The organism is Collinsella tanakaei (assembly GCF_016902615.1).
GTDB classification, from domain to species: Bacteria; Actinomycetota; Coriobacteriia; order Coriobacteriales; family Coriobacteriaceae; genus Collinsella; species Collinsella tanakaei_A.
On record NZ_JACJMB010000004.1, the window covers coordinates 75504 to 88575 of the forward strand.

Sequence of the window (13072 nt, forward strand, 5' to 3'; positions counted from 1 at the left end):
CGGCGGGGGCTTTTCATGACAGTTAGGACGGGGCCCAGTGTCATGAAAACCGCGGGCTGTCGACAAGTTTGTACCTGGCACCATCTTGTCGCTCAAATAAAACGGCCTTCCGCCCGCAGGGGCAGAAGGCCGCAAAAGCATGACAGTGGACCCCGTCCTAACTGTCATCAATCGATGGGGGCGCGGTAGAAGTTGCCGAAGAAGTTCTCCGTGCGGAAGACGTTCACCACAGCGCCGCCGTCGTGCACACGGATGAGGTGCATGATGTCGTCGACCTCGTAGGACGACACGACGGTGGTGATCATCCAGTAGCGCTTGCGGCTGCGTCCGCCCATGATCTCCACGACCGACGAGCCATGCTTGTGGATCTCGTTGTAGTCCTCGAGGATCTGCTCGGGGCGCGTCGTGGTGATCTGCAGCGTGACGCGGTCGTAGCGGGTGTAGAACATCTCGATCGCCTTGGTGGAGATGAACTGGAAGATGATTGAGTAGGCCGCCGCCTCCCAGCCGAACAGGGCGCCGAAGATGAGGAGCACCACGCAGTTGCCCGCAAAGATGAGGCCCCAGATGGATTGGCCGGTCTTGTTGGACACCATCAGCGAGATGAAGTCCGTGCCCGCGGTCGAGGCGCCGCCGCGCAGGGCGACGGCGATGGCGAAGCCGTACAGGAAGCCGCCGAAGATGACCTGGAGCATCAGGTTGTCGATGATCGGCTCGAAGGTGAACACGCGCAGGAAGAACGAGGCCAAAAACACCTGGATCATCGAGAAGACCACGAAGCGCCGGCTGATGGACCTCCAGCAGATGAGCGCCACGGGGATGTTCAGCGCCACCATGCCCACGAAGGTGGGGAAGGAGAAGCCGAACAGCGAGGTGATGCGGTCGATGAGGATGGCCACGCCGGTGAATCCGCTGGAAAGCAGATTCGCGGGGTTCACGAACGCCTGGATGGTGTAGGCCTGGATAAGGGCCGAGAGCACCACCGAGGCGAGCGTCATGCAGCGGCGGATGAGCACGAAGCGGCGGAGGTTCTTCAGGCGCTCCATCTCCGCCTTGAGGTCGACCTTGACCTCGGGGAAGGTGAAGAGGGGATCCTCGGGAACCTCCTCGAGCTGCTCCATGACGGCCGCCTGCTTGGCGGCGCGCTCCTCGTGCAGGTGCTCGACGGCACGGCTGCGCTGGGCGCGCCGCCGCTCGCTCGAGACCTCGTGGGCGCGGCGGCGCCTGTCCTTGGATGAAGAGGTCTTGGGATCAGTCATCTTAGAAGCATGCCTTCTGCTTGAGCTCGGTGGTGTCGGTGCCGTCGACGAGTGCCTTGGCGACGAGGCACATGTTCTTCAGGGACTCGTTCAGGCCGGTGCCGCCCTTCTTGGGGGTCTTGACGATGAGGACCTTGTCCTTGTACTTGGCGATGGCGTCGGTGTTCTCCTGGCTCACCGCGGCGATTGCGTGAACCTTGCCGCCCGCCTCGAGGTCGGAGGCGATGCGGCATGCCATCTCGGCGTACTCGGCGTAATTGAAGGTGGGGCCGCACATGACGACGTCGGGGTTGATCTTCACGCACATGGCCTCGAGCTTGCGGGCGACCTCGTCGGGGTTGTCCGCATAGGTGCCCCAGCCGCAGTAGAGCGTGGCGACGACCTTGCCGCCGACCTGCTTGAGCAGGTTCTCCATCATGACTGCGGGGCCGACCGGCTCCTTCAGGATGCCGAGCGGCAGGTTGCGGTCGTCCTTGGCGCCGAGGCCGGACTGGATCTGGTCGTAGATCATGACGATTTTCATAGTGGTTTCCTTTCGTTTCGATGCTATGTCGTGCAGGACTTCGGGGTGTGCGATGGCGTAGGACATGAGGCCTTCTTCTGCGTTATCGCTCGTCCTTGTCGACGAGGGCCACCTTGGTGTCCCCGATGAAGTCGTGCAGGCAGCGATGGTCCTTGCGGACGAGGATCATGATGCAGCTGACGAGCGTGAGCGCGAAGCCCGCGTACATGAGCGGGTGGACGAAGTTGATGCCGGTCGCGATGGTGAGCATCTGGTGCCAGATGGCGCTCGCGTTGGCGATGACGCCCTCGATGATCGTCACGCCCACGATCTGGCGGAGCGCCAGATGGGCGAGGTCGACGGGGGCGCCGTCGAAGCGCACGATCTTGATGCCGCACAGGCGCTTGCCGGGAGTCTGGCCCGGCCAGACGAACAACGGGATCGCGATGTAGTACGCACAGGCGAACAGCAGCGCGAGCGCGCCGGCGACGATACCGAACGGGGAGGGGAAGTCGGTGAGGTACTGGTTGGTCATGTCCCCGGTCGTCTGGTAGGCGATGATGGAGATGGGGATGGCCGTGCACAGGGCGCCGACGTACCAGTCGATGAGGTAGGCGAAAAAGCGGCGCGTCACCGGGGCGGGGGCGCCCGCGCGGTCCGTGAGCTTCGTGACCGTCCTGGTCGCGCGCGAGACCTCCGCTTCGGGTGCGGGTGCTGCCTGCTCGGCTGCGTGATGGCGCTTCTTCTTGTGCTTCTTGGAGCTCATATCACATCCGTTCGGATCGGGGGTCTGTCGCCGCCTGCGGGAGGTGCGCGCCTCCCGCAGACGTTGTTGTGCCTAGCGCGAGAGTAGGTAGAGGCTCAGCGCGTAAATCTTGGCGTTGGTGATGATGTCGGCCACGTCCATCCACTCGTTGGGCTGGTGCCCGATACCCTTCTGGCCGGGGAAGGAGGGGCCGAAGGGGACGATGTTGGGCATGAGCTTGGCGTAGGTGCCGCCGGTGGTGGTGACGGGCGACCCGTCGGCGCCGGTGACGTGCTCATAGGTGTAGACGAGCGTGCGCACGAGGCGGCAGTCCTTCTCGAAGCGCACGGGGTTGAAGTTGCCCGTGACCTCGAAGGAGAGCTGCTGCTCGTCGGCGACCTTGCCCAGGCGCTCCTCCAGCTCCTGGGCGGTCGTGGCTGCCGGGTAGCTGATGGCGAACTCGACGGCGGGCGCGCCCTCGTGCATCACGAGCTTGTAGTTGCGCACCTCGGTGATACCGAACTCGGGATCGGTGCAGTCGACGCCGAAGCGCTCACCGTTCGGCTTGGCGTTCAGCACGTACTCGTTCATGAACGCGAAGAAGCGCGCGAGCAGGGCCTCGCGGTCCTCGCCCTCGCGCGCCTGCGCGGTCATGCGCACGCCCATGCGGCCGCGCTCGGCGTACACGACGGGGTACTTGCAGTCGGGCGTGAAGCCCATGACGGGGGCGGGCTCGTGCTCGAGGTAGTAGCGCAGATCGCCGAAGCCGGTCTCCTCGTTGCAGCCGAAGATGATGCGGACGTCGCGGCGCGGGGTGAGGCCCAGGTGCTTCAAGGCCCACAGCGCGTAGAGGCATGCGTAGATGGGGCCCTTGTTGTCGAGGACGCCGCGGCCCGTGATGCGGCCGTCCTCCAGGTGCGCGCTGTAAGGCGGGACCTTCCAGCCCGTCGTGCCCTCGGGCACGACGTCCAGGTGGCCGAGGGCGCACACGTAGCCGGGGAGGACCGGCTCGCCGTTCGGGCCGGGCTCGGCCTTCCAGGTGGCGTAGCCCATGTAGCCGTCGACGTTGCAGGTCTCGAAGCCGAGCTCACGGCAGAGCGCGAGCGTCTGGTCGAGCGCGGCGCGCACGTCCGTGCCGAAAGGCGCGCCCTCGGTGGGCTCGCCCTGGACGCTCTTCTGGCGCACGATGGCGCGGATGGCGTCGATCATCTCGTCCGAGATGGTGTCGACCTCAGCGAGGATGCGCTGCTCGAGTTCGGCGTCGATAGCGATATGTTCCTCGTTCTCAAGGCAGTCGGTGCTGCTCATGATAACTCCTTTACGGATGGAAACGATATGGCGGCGGAGGTGCTGTCGGATTCCGCCTGGTCGGCGGCGGCGCCGGGGGAGGTGCTAGGTCAAAGGAGCCATGCGGGAGCGCATGTACTCGTCTTGCCACTCCTGGCTCGCGACCTCGTGCGTGCAGGTTCCGTCGGGCTGCGGGTGCGCCAGGTACACGCAGGCAGGCTCGGTCTCGGTCTCGACGACGAACGAGAAGCCCTCGATGTTGCTGGCCGCGCCCCAGCGGCCCTGGGCGTCCATGGCCACGAAGCTGATGTCGCCCGCATGTCCGCGCTTGCGGTTGAGCGTCGCGGTGAAGGCGGCGATCGCCTTCTCGCAGGCCTGCTGCGGGTGCATGCCCTCGCCCATGAGGCGGACGATCTCGTAGCCCACGCAGCCCTTCATGACGTCCTCGCCCAGACCCGTGGAGGCCGATCCGCCCGCGTCGGAGTCGGCGTAGAAGCCGGCGCCGGGGATGGAGGAGTCGCCCACGCGGCCGGCGTGCTTCATGAACAGGCCGCTGGTGGACGTGGCCGCCGTGATGGTGCCCGTCGCGTCCAGGCACACCATGCCCACGGTGTCGTGGCCGCAGGGATCGGTGCCCTCCTGGTCGATGCCGGGGCGGCATTCCTTCTCGGGCATGGCGCCACGGGCGGTCTCCTGCTCGGCCTCGGGTTCGCCCAGCACGCGCGCGGCGTTGGGAAGGCGGCCGCCCTCCTCGGCCACGCGGCGGGCGTAATGGATCTTGGCGCGGTCGGTGAGCATGTTCTTGCGCTCGAAGCCCATCTCGTCGGCGAACTTCTCGGCGCCGGCGCCCACGAGCAGGTTGTTGGCGTCGCCGTGGGCGAGCGCGCGGGCGACGCTCACGGGGTTGGCGATGTTTTTCGCCGCGCCCACGGCGCCGAACTCGAGCGTGTCGCCGTTCATGAACGAAGCGTCGAGCTCGACCTGCATGTCCTCGTTGGGAAGGCCGCCGTAGCCCACCGACTTGTAGTACGGGAAGTCCTCGACCTCGCGTACGGCCATCTCGATGGCGTCGGCGGCGTTGCCGCCCGCGGCGAGGGCGGCCGCGGCCTTCTCTACGCCCTCTCGTGCCATCCTCCAAGTTGCGATGATGCCCCACATGACTACTCCTTGCCTCTGTAGGGGTTGCGCTTGCGGATGCGGACCGATGCGGCCCGCATCGAAAACCGCCCGCGTATCCGTCGGCATTGCCGAGGAAACGCGGGCGGCAATGCTCAGAAGAGCAGATGCGCGCGGTCGCCGGGGCCGGGGACCCCGGCGCGCCCGTGCATCTTACAGGTCGTCGAAGGACAGGTCGTCGAGGTCGATGTCATCCTCGTCGGGCTCGTTGGCGGCCTGCTCGGCAGCCAGCTGCTCGTCACGCAGGTACTGGTTGTCGATGGTCTTGATGAAGGGCAGGTAGATGAAGACGCCCATGATCAGCAGCAGGATCTGAAGGACGCCGCCCACCCAGTTGGTGGCCAGCAGGCCGGAGATGCCGAGCGGCATCGTCCACGGGATCTGGACGCCGGAGCAGATGGGCACGATGCCCCAGTCCATGGCGAAGTAGGAGATGATGATGTTGAGCGTCGGCACCAGCACGAACGGGATGATGATGACCGGGTTCATGACGATGGGCAGACCGAACACGATGGGCTCGTTGATGTTGAACACGCCGGGGATGAAGGCCAGGCGGGAGAGCTGCTTGATACGCGCGGACTTGCAGAACAAGATCATGGCGATTAGCAGGGAGAGGGTGGAGCCGCAGCCGCCGAAGGTGGCGAAGAGGTCCTGGAACTGCTGGCAGATGATGTGGCCCTCGCCGATGCCGGTCTTGAAGAACTCGAGGTTCTCAGCGGCGAGCGTCTGCAGGATGGGGTTGAACACCGCGCCGACAACGGAGCCGCCGTTGATGCCGAAGAACCAGAAGGCGTGCAGGAACAGGTAGGCCACGATCATGGCGCCGAGCGTGTCGCCCAGGCCCAGCAGCGGGGTCTGCAGGAACGTGAAGACGATATCGAACACGTTGGTGCCGAACAGGCCGAAGACCACGTTGATGACGAAGAAGATCGTCATGGTGACGGTAATCGGGATCAGCGAGGAGAACGACTCGGTGACCGTGGGCGGCACGCCGGCGGGCATCTTGATGACCCAGCCGCGGTTCTTGACCCAGGTGTAGATGGCGGTCGCACCGAAGGCGCTGAAGATGCCGACGAAGATGCCCTTGGCGCCGACCCAGCCCAGCGGGATGCCGGAGAGCGCGACGTCGACGGCCTCGCCGCCGACGTCGACCGAACCGGTCACGGTGTAGGGCATGATGAGGAACCAGGCCATGAGCGCGGCGGCGGCGCAGAACAGGGAGTCGCTCTCGATCTGGCGCGCATAGCTGTAGGCGATGCCGAAGGTGGCGAAGATGGCCATGATGCTGAACGTCGCGTCGGACGGCTTGGACAGGTAAGTCGCCAGCGTGCCGTCGGCGATGGGGATGCTCGCCACCCAGTCGGAGAAGCCGGGGATGGGCAGGTTGGCGATAACCAGGAAGATGGAGCCTGCGATCAGCAGCGGCGTGGAGATGAGGAAGCCGTCGCGGATGGAGACGAGGTACTTGTTGTTGCCGATGGCCTCGGCGAGAGGCATCAGTACCTTCTCGAGCTTATCAAACACAGTGTGCCTCCTTGCGTGCTCGAAAACACGGGGGTATCGGTCTTACTTCTTGTACGTCTTGATGAGCTTGACGGCGTACTTGAGGGACGCCTCGCCGTCCATGAGGCCGTACGCCTGCTGGTCGAGGATGCCGACCGGGATGTCGAACGTGCCCTCGATGCGCTTCTTGGTCTCCTCGTACTGGTGGTGAACCTGCGGGCCGAGCAGGACGCATGCCGGATGCTCGGTCTCGGCGATTTCGTCGACCTTGCCGATGGGGAAGGCGCGAACCTCTACCGGCAGGTTGTGGGCGTCGCCCACCTGCTGCATATTCTGGGCGAGCATGCTGGTGGACATGCCTGCACTGCAGAACAGGTAGATCTTCTTCTTGTCTGCCATTGTCCCTTCCTTTCAGTCTTACGGCCCTATCGGCCGTGCGGACATACACCATGCGGACGCGCGTCCGCATGGGGAGCAGCACATGAGGTGCTTGCCTACTGCGCCAGACGGCGGTAGACGTCGATGAGCTCGGTGGCGACGATCTTGAACGTCTCGGCCGCCATGAGCTGATCTTCAGCGTGGGTGATCATGAGGGTCATATTCACGGGGTCGCCGCCGGCCTCGCGCTGGATGAGCGAGGTGTGGGCATCGTGGCCGGCAAGGAAGCTCTCCTCGCCCTTCTTCATGAGTTCGTCGGCGCGGTCGAAGTCGCCCTTCTTGGCGGCGTCGACGGCCTCGACGTAAGAGCTCCGGGCACCGCCGACTGCAGCGATGATCTGGAAGCTAATGCGAACCAGCTCGTCCATTTATTCTCCTTCCAATTCGCTCAGAAGCACATCGAAGCGCATGTCGCTCGTGAGCTTCTGAATGGCTGACTGCTGGGTGAGCAGGCCCCCGATGGCGCGGTAGAACGCCTCGAGGTCCGCCCCTGCGTCGCGGGCGACGCAGACCATGAACACCGCCTGGACGGGCGTGCCGTTCCAGTCGACGGGGTCATCGAGAAGAGCCACCGCCACGAAGGTCCGCGTGCTCACGGCCTCGTAGGGGTGGGGGAGCGCGACCATGTTGCCGAACGAGGTCGCGGCGGCGCGCTCGCGCTGCCAGACGAGCTCCTCGAAGTTGTCGGGGAGGGTGTCGTATGCGGCGCAGGCGGCGCACAGGTAGGAGATGATCTCCTCACGGGTGCGCAGCGCGAGGTGCGGGAAGAACAGATCGGGCGAGAAGTAGGTCTTCACGCTCGCGGTGCTGTCCTGATCCAGGGCGCGCTTCACGTCGCGGCGGCTCGTGTCGTCCAGAAACAGGCTGATGTGGACGACCGGGATACTGACGCGGCGCGTGAGCGGCACGGTGGTGAAGATGTAGTCGATGCCGGTGAGGTCGCGTGCCTCGAAATCGGAGGCATCGCAGGTCTCGACATGCTCGAAGTCGGCGCTGAAGTCGCTTTGCAGGCGATAGGCCAAAAGGCGCGCGCTGCCGGCGCCCGAGGCGCAGACCACGAGCACGCGCTTCTTGGCGTGCGCGGTCTTGGTGCGCTCGAGGGCGAGCGCGAAGAACAGGGCGACGTAGCCGATCTCGTCATCGGAGACCGTGGTGTCCAGGCGGTCCGCAAGCAGGCTCAAGGCGTCGGCCGCCATGGAGAACGGTAGCGGGTAGCGGGCCTTGATGTCGGGCAGCAGGGGGTTCTCGAGCGCCATGTTGTAGCGCAGGCGCACGATGAGCGGCATCGTGTGGCGCGCGAGGTTCATGCGCAGCTCGGCGTCGTTCCTGAAGTCGAAGCGGAAGGCGCGCCAGACGGTCTCGAGCATCTCGGCGGCGAGGTTCCACGCTTCGTCGGTGATCTCGAGGTTGGCCTCCTCCCCGCTCTGGATGCTCGTAGGGCTGCCGCCCTCGACGAGGTGCTTGCTCGCCAGGTGGATCGCGATGTAGGCGATTTCCTCCTCGGGCAGGTCGATATCGAAGCGGCGCTCGATCTCGCCGGCGACGGTGCCGGCGACGGCGTACTCCCGCGTGCCGCGGACATGCTCGAGGTGCGCGGCCTCCATGGGCACGTAGCACTCCTTGCGGATGCGCGCGATGGCTATGGCGATATGCACCACGAGGTTCTGGTGCGACACGGGGTTGATCTTGTACTGCTCGGCCTCGAGCGCATCGCTCACGCAGGCGCCCACGGTGTCGAGCATGTCGGGGGAGATGGCCCCGGACAGCTCGTCGTCGGCCAGGCGCGTGTCGACGGCGATGCTCGCCAGGCAGATGCGGCGGTTCATCTCGTCGCCCGCCACGCGGATGCCGTAGCGCGGGCGCTTCTCGATGGTGAGGTGGAAGCGCTCGAGCACCTGCTCGATATGGCGCAGGTCGCTCGAGATCGTGGAGCGCGAGACGAACAGCAGGCTTGCGAGGTCCTCGAGGGTGATCCAGTCGGAACGCGACAGGAGGTCCTGCAGCAGGTAGTCGGCGCGCTCCTGCGGGGTGGAGGGCAGGCGGTCGAACGGGTCGCGCAGGGCGGTCCCCTCGAGCCACGACTTGAACGCGCGCTCGTCGGACACCTTCACGACGTAGCCGCCCGCAGCGCGGCTGTAGGCGATGAGGGCGGAGCCCCCCATGGCATCGTTGGCGTGCCGGATGCGGTCGCGCATCGCACGCTCCTTGGTGCCCAGGTAGGCAGAAAGATCAGTCGGGGCGATTCCCTCGTGCTTGAGGATATGTCGCACCAATCGGGTATCCTGCATGCCTTCACCATCCCTTCACATATCAGCCTATATGCAACGACGAGAGGTCTCAAAACGCTTTTATGCCGGTTTGCGCGGCAGCGGCTCTGGACGAGTTTTCGAGGTTGCGATCGCATGGGCTATGGCCTGCGGCGATGTTGCGTGATACGGTGATGTGCGGGCGCATCGGCGCCGGGAAGGGCGGGTTTTCCGGCTCTGTCAGAGAAACTGCCGCCATGCCCAACGGTTCGTTTTCTGGGCTGGACGGCTCGTCACGATGCACGATCATTCCTCCGCGGGGCTTACGCGACCTTTACATGCCGGCAGATTATAACGGACAAAATCGACAACTGTCGCGTCATGTGGAAGGTCGCCGCGCCCTAACGGCGGCGGCGCCGCCTCCTTGAGGGAGACGGCGCCGCCGTGGGAAGGGAGGTGGCGATGGATGCCCTGTGCTCGGCCGCTATGCGCGCACGAACGCGAAGGGGTGCTCGCTTCCGATGTAATCGAGCAGGAAGAGCTCCTCGGCGGGGATGCGGCCCACGAGGTTGCGCGTGCCGTCGTTGGGCATGTCGCGCAGGGCAACATGCAGCTCGCCGCGGTAGTGCGCCAGGTTGTCGTTCACCACGAGGACATCGCCGCGATGGAAGGTCTCGGGCGCGGTGCGCGCGGGGATGCTCGTCTCGCGGAAGTCCATGCGCGGCCAGCTGGAGCGCAGCATGTAGGCGGAAGAATCGGGGCGCTCGGTGTGGTCGTAGCCGTACACGACGCGCAGTTCCTCTTCGATCGCGCCCTCGTCGAGCACGAGGCGCATGGTGGTGCGGGTCATGTCGACGGCAGCCATGGCGGCGAGCTCCTCGGCGGAGGCGAAGGCGTTGCCGATGATGATGTCGTCGATGAGGCCGGTGGCGATCATATGGCGCACCTGCAGGTCGATGGGACGATGGCGGTCGTCCTCGCAGGTGGGCAGGCCGGCGAACACGGGCCAGGGGCCAAAGGTGTTCTCCTGCTGGCTCGACACGAACGCCGCGGTCTGGAACCCCAGGCTCTTGTACTTGTGGGTGAGCTCCCAGAAGCGCTCCTCGGACATGCCGGTGTAGGGCTCGGGATAGAAGTTCGCGCAGGTGACCATGTTGCGCTTGTCCGCGCCGCGCTCGGCGAGCAGGTCGATGGGCAGGTTCGCGCTGCCGTTGAACTCGATCTGGATGCCGTCGCTGTTGCGGGTGAGCGCCATGTCGCCCATGTCGCCGAAGTGGCCGTCGAGGCGGATGATGTCGACGCCGAGCTCCTTGAAGGGGGTGAGGTCGGAGGGGGTGGCGCCCAGGCGCTCGAAGACCTTCTCGTTCGTGTCGACGGCGACGATAAAGCCGAGCTCATGCGCCTTGGCCATGAAGCCGCCGAACTCGGCGATGGTGCCCTCAGCGTCCTTCTCCACCGAGAGCAGGCAGGTGAAGATGCGGCTGAAGCCGTTCATCGCCGCGAGCTCCATGTAGGCGTAGTCCTTGTCGGGGGTAGAGTGCTCGGGGTAGAGCGAGATGCCGAGACGATGCATAGGGGATCCTTTCTCTTTTATGGCTCCGGCGGCTGCCTGCAGCCGGATGCGGCCGGTTTGCGCGCGCCCGCGCCATCGCGAGGAGCTATTTCGGGAGGTGCGACGGCGCGGGCGCGATGGGGGTGCGGGCGCGTGCCCGCGTCGGTGCTAGCGGTTGATGGAGCGGGCCATGCGCAGGTAGGTGTGGCGCTTGCCGCGGATGGCGATGCTGTAGGCCATGAGGTTCTCGGGATTCAGGCCGCCCACGCCGGCGTCGCCCACGTGGTGCAGGTCGGTGCCCGTCATCTTGCACATGAGCGCGATCTGCTCGATGGTGGCCGCGCTCGCGCCCTCCTGCGAGGTGCCGATGGCCGTGAGCGAGAGCTTGCCCAGGCTGTGGATGTAGGAGACCATGTCGTGCACGAACTCGAAGGTCACGCCCGGGACGGTGCCGGGGGCGGGCAGCAGGATGACGTCGGCGCCGGCATCGGCGAACGCGCGGACCATGTCCCGGGAGACGATGTTCTCGCCCGCCTCGTCCTTCGAGCCGGCCGCGTGCATCTTGCCGGCGAAGATCATCATGGTGTCGCCCACCGCCTCGTGCATCTCGCGGGTGGCCTTGAGGATCGCCGCGTTGTCGACGCCCGTGCCGGGGTTGCCGGTGAGCAGGATGAAGTCGAAGCCGAGGTCGCGGGCGCGCAGGGCGTTCTCGACGGTGCCGGCGCGACCGGTGGGCATGTCCTCCTGCTCGCCGAGCATGGCCGAGTCGCCTACCGGCTCGAGGTTCAGGCCGACCAGGCGGCCGGTGTAGCGCTTCAGGGTGCGGATGGTCTCGGCCGGCTCGCAGTCGATGCCGGCGATGTGCGGGTGCTCGCAGTCGAAAGCGTTCAGCAAGATGAGGTCCGCACCGAACGCGCAGGCGATCTCCGGATCGGAGATGGGCTCGAGCATCATGGTGTTGCGGAACAGCGAGAGCTCCTGGACGATCACGCGCCCTTCGCTCGCCTCGATGGCGTCGAGGCGCTCCTGGCGACTCATGCGCGCGAGGTCGGACGTTTCGCAGTTGAGTAGACGCTTCATAACACGGCCTTTCTCTTGCTGCCCGCGGGGCGCGGCGTGCACTGCGGTCGCGGTGCGGGCATGCTCCCCAATATCTATATATGCTAATGGCGGAGGATGGGCGACTCAATCGGATGAGATGCCGCCCGTCTGCGTGCGAGACGGCAGCGAAGGTGAACGTAGCGCGGGGTTGCCGCGCACCGGCCCGGGTATACCATCACGGATAGGGATATGCGCCGCTGCCGGATGCCGCGGCGCGACGGCGATAGGAGGAGCCATGGCGTTGCTGAGGGAGTTCTGCGCGGAGAACATGGAGCGGGTGGGCGCTGCGGTCGCGGCCGGCGCGGGCCGCATCGAGCTGTGCGACAACCTCGCCGTGGGCGGCACGAGCCCGAGCGTCGGCGTCATCCGCGCCGCCGTCGCCTTCGCCGGCGAGCACGACGTCGCCGTGATGGCCATGGCCCGCCCGCGCGGCGGGAACTTCGTCTACACGCCCGAAGAGGAGCAGATGATGCTCGACGATATCGCCTGCGCGCGCCGCCTGGGCACGACGGGCGTGGTCTTCGGCTGCCTCACGGCCGATCCCGCGACCGGCGAGGCCGTCATCGACCGCGCCATGACGGCGAGGCTCGTCGAGGCGGCGAAGGGTGACGCGCAGGAGGCTGACCCCGTGCAGGTCACGTTCCACATGGCGTTCGATGAGCTCGCGATAGACCGCCAGCTCGAGGCCATCGACTACCTGGCCGAGCTTGGCGTCGAGCGCATCCTCACCCACGGCGGGGCCGCGGGGACGCCCATCATGGGCAACGTCGAGCGCCTGCGCCGCCTGATCGACCACGCCGCGGGCCGCATCATCATCCTGCCGGGCGGCGGCATCACCTACGGTAACGTCGAGCAGGTCGCCGAGGCCCTGGGCGTATCCGAGGTTCACGGCACGAAGATCGTCGAGCTCTAGAAGGCGCGAAGAGGAGCTGTTGCCGGGCGGGCCGGGCGGGATCATTCCGTCCGGCCCGCCCGCGCATATGGGCCTTGGCTCCCGCAGGCATCGCCATGGCATCGGCACATATCGGCGCCGCGGCGCCCGCAATGGCCGAAACGGTGCTACGATGGTTTTGCTGTTTCAGGGCGGGGTGGAATTCCCCACTGGCGGTGAGTCGGCCGGACGCGCGTCCGGGCGCCGGGCGTCAAGGTCCCGTGTGCTGCCGACAAGCCCGCGAACCTCGTAGGTGTTGGGTCATCTGCAGGCCGATCCGGTGGAAATCCGGAGCCAACGGTTACAGGCCGGATGAAAGAGGCAGGTGATTC

Annotated in this window: 13 protein-coding genes and 1 riboswitch; of the genes, 1 reads left to right on the top strand and 12 read right to left on the bottom strand. The window is 66.0% G+C overall.

The window, feature by feature from the left end:
• Positions 1-167: 167 nt before the first annotated feature.
• The 12 genes from H6A21_RS02430 to H6A21_RS02485 form a co-directional block, all read right to left on the bottom strand.
• Positions 168-1259 (bottom strand): YitT family protein, encoded by a 1092-nt coding sequence (locus H6A21_RS02430; protein ID WP_204560000.1) that lies wholly within the window; start codon positions 1257-1259, stop codon positions 168-170.
• A gap of 1 nt (position 1260) precedes the next feature.
• Positions 1261-1782 (bottom strand): GrdB-related putative oxidoreductase, encoded by a 522-nt coding sequence (locus tag H6A21_RS02435; RefSeq protein WP_204560001.1) that lies wholly within the window; start codon positions 1780-1782, stop codon positions 1261-1263.
• A gap of 82 nt (positions 1783-1864) precedes the next feature.
• Positions 1865-2527 (bottom strand): RDD family protein, encoded by a 663-nt coding sequence (locus H6A21_RS02440; RefSeq protein WP_204560002.1) that lies wholly within the window; start codon positions 2525-2527, stop codon positions 1865-1867.
• Between the two features lie 72 nt (positions 2528-2599).
• Positions 2600-3814 carry a Sapep family Mn(2+)-dependent dipeptidase gene (locus tag H6A21_RS02445; protein WP_204560003.1) on the bottom strand — a complete coding sequence of 405 codons (1215 nt, stop codon included), beginning with the start codon at positions 3812-3814 and terminating at the stop codon, positions 2600-2602.
• Positions 3815-3898: 84 nt separating this feature from the next.
• Positions 3899-4951, bottom strand: coding sequence for a N(4)-(beta-N-acetylglucosaminyl)-L-asparaginase (locus tag H6A21_RS02450; protein ID WP_204560004.1), 1053 nt, complete (start codon positions 4949-4951; stop codon positions 3899-3901).
• A gap of 171 nt (positions 4952-5122) precedes the next feature.
• Positions 5123-6493, bottom strand: coding sequence for a PTS transporter subunit EIIC (locus H6A21_RS02455; protein ID WP_204560005.1), 1371 nt, complete (start codon positions 6491-6493; stop codon positions 5123-5125).
• Positions 6494-6535: 42 nt separating this feature from the next.
• Positions 6536-6871 carry a PTS sugar transporter subunit IIB gene (locus H6A21_RS02460; protein ID WP_204560006.1) on the bottom strand — a complete coding sequence of 112 codons (336 nt, stop codon included), beginning with the start codon at positions 6869-6871 and terminating at the stop codon, positions 6536-6538.
• 95 nt (positions 6872-6966) lie between these two features.
• On the bottom strand, positions 6967-7278 hold the full coding sequence (locus tag H6A21_RS02465; RefSeq protein WP_204560007.1) for a PTS lactose/cellobiose transporter subunit IIA: 312 nt from the start codon (positions 7276-7278) through the stop codon (positions 6967-6969).
• Complete coding sequence (locus H6A21_RS02470; protein ID WP_342636035.1) at positions 7279-9180, bottom strand: BglG family transcription antiterminator; 1902 nt, start codon at positions 9178-9180, stop codon at positions 7279-7281.
• Positions 9181-9247: 67 nt separating this feature from the next.
• A complete protein-coding gene (locus H6A21_RS02475; protein ID WP_204560009.1) occupies positions 9248-9460 on the bottom strand; it encodes a hypothetical protein in 213 nt (70 codons plus the stop codon).
• A 180-nt stretch (positions 9461-9640) separates the two neighbouring features.
• A complete protein-coding gene (locus H6A21_RS02480) occupies positions 9641-10729 on the bottom strand; it encodes a DUF871 domain-containing protein (RefSeq protein ID WP_204560010.1) in 1089 nt (362 codons plus the stop codon).
• A 147-nt stretch (positions 10730-10876) separates the two neighbouring features.
• On the bottom strand, positions 10877-11788 hold the full coding sequence (locus tag H6A21_RS02485; RefSeq protein WP_204560011.1) for a haloacid dehalogenase-like hydrolase: 912 nt from the start codon (positions 11786-11788) through the stop codon (positions 10877-10879).
• Positions 11789-12044: 256 nt separating this feature from the next.
• On the opposite strand from H6A21_RS02485, the gene H6A21_RS02490 reads away from it, so the two are divergent.
• Positions 12045-12722, top strand: coding sequence for a copper homeostasis protein CutC (locus H6A21_RS02490; RefSeq protein ID WP_342636032.1), 678 nt, complete (start codon positions 12045-12047; stop codon positions 12720-12722).
• A 157-nt stretch (positions 12723-12879) separates the two neighbouring features.
• Positions 12880-13068, top strand: a riboswitch (FMN riboswitch).
• Positions 13069-13072: the final 4 nt, after the last annotated feature.

What these genes read in the sequence shown, in the direction of transcription:
- H6A21_RS02430 (WP_204560000.1), bottom strand. Translation starts at nt 1,259, where the DNA reads ATGACTGATCCCAAGACCTCTTCATCCAAGGACAGGCGCCGCCGCGCC.
- H6A21_RS02435 (WP_204560001.1), bottom strand. Translation starts at nt 1,782, where the DNA reads ATGAAAATCGTCATGATCTACGACCAGATCCAGTCCGGCCTCGGCGCC.
- H6A21_RS02440 (WP_204560002.1), bottom strand. Translation starts at nt 2,527, where the DNA reads ATGAGCTCCAAGAAGCACAAGAAGAAGCGCCATCACGCAGCCGAGCAG.
- H6A21_RS02445 (WP_204560003.1), bottom strand. Translation starts at nt 3,814, where the DNA reads ATGAGCAGCACCGACTGCCTTGAGAACGAGGAACATATCGCTATCGAC.
- H6A21_RS02450 (WP_204560004.1), bottom strand. Translation starts at nt 4,951, where the DNA reads ATGTGGGGCATCATCGCAACTTGGAGGATGGCACGAGAGGGCGTAGAG.
- H6A21_RS02460 (WP_204560006.1), bottom strand. Translation starts at nt 6,871, where the DNA reads ATGGCAGACAAGAAGAAGATCTACCTGTTCTGCAGTGCAGGCATGTCC.
- H6A21_RS02465 (WP_204560007.1), bottom strand. Translation starts at nt 7,278, where the DNA reads ATGGACGAGCTGGTTCGCATTAGCTTCCAGATCATCGCTGCAGTCGGC.
- H6A21_RS02480 (WP_204560010.1), bottom strand. Translation starts at nt 10,729, where the DNA reads ATGCATCGTCTCGGCATCTCGCTCTACCCCGAGCACTCTACCCCCGAC.
- H6A21_RS02485 (WP_204560011.1), bottom strand. Translation starts at nt 11,788, where the DNA reads ATGAAGCGTCTACTCAACTGCGAAACGTCCGACCTCGCGCGCATGAGT.
- H6A21_RS02490 (WP_342636032.1), top strand. Translation starts at nt 12,045, where the DNA reads ATGGCGTTGCTGAGGGAGTTCTGCGCGGAGAACATGGAGCGGGTGGGC.